This is a genomic window from Oleiphilus sp. HI0066 (genome assembly GCF_001635725.1).
In genome coordinates, this window is sequence record NZ_LWFH01001879.1 from 1 (window position 1) to 699 (window position 699).

Consider the following 699-nt stretch of genomic DNA (forward strand, 5'->3'; position numbering starts at 1 on the left):
TTTATCTGCTCGTTACAAAGAACGCGGATATTCTGATACGCGCTTTAATTTAATGGTGCCACGTAGAGATATCGCTAATCATCTTAATCTTGCTCCGGAAACCATCAGTCGTTTGTTCAAACGCTTCCAGCGAGACGGGTTGATTGATGTGAAGCGAACCGATTTGCAGATTCTTGATTTACCAGCACTCGGTGTGCTCGGCGGCTGCAACCAAATGTGCGTCTAAGCTCTGTTTCATTTGAACCAATGCTTTATCATTAAGTCTTAGGACATTTGGTATCGCATTGGTAATGAGAATGCAGCATCTCATTTTTATTTTACTTCTTCTAATTTCCTCAATCTCACGGGCCGATTTCGTAGCAGCGCCTGATTTTCATCTTAAAGAATTAGCTAACGACACGATGCATCGGTTGAGTGATTACCGTGGTACGGTTATCTATCTCGATTTTTGGGCGTCGTGGTGTGGGCCTTGCCGACAATCGCTACCGGCGCTAGATCGCTTGCAAAAGGAATTCTCACCAGACGACTTTCAAGTGATTGCGATTAACTTAGATGAAGACTCAGCTGAGGCGCTTGGATTTCTAGCGGATTATCCGGTTGACTATACCGTACTGACAGAAAAAACAGGAAAGACACAGCGGGCATATCACTTGGTCGGTTTACCTTCCTCGTTTCTTATAGATCAACGAGGAGAGGTGA

At 44.5% G+C, this 699-nt stretch carries 2 protein-coding genes; both read left to right on the plus strand.

Annotated elements, in window-relative coordinates:
• Positions 1-226 (plus strand): helix-turn-helix domain-containing protein (locus A3738_RS28935; protein WP_156504588.1); only part of this gene is annotated, 226 nt, incomplete at its 5' end.
• A 70-nt stretch (positions 227-296) separates the two neighbouring features.
• Positions 297-699: TlpA disulfide reductase family protein (locus A3738_RS28940; RefSeq protein WP_068764029.1), on the plus strand; the 403-nt coding region annotated here is incomplete at its 3' end.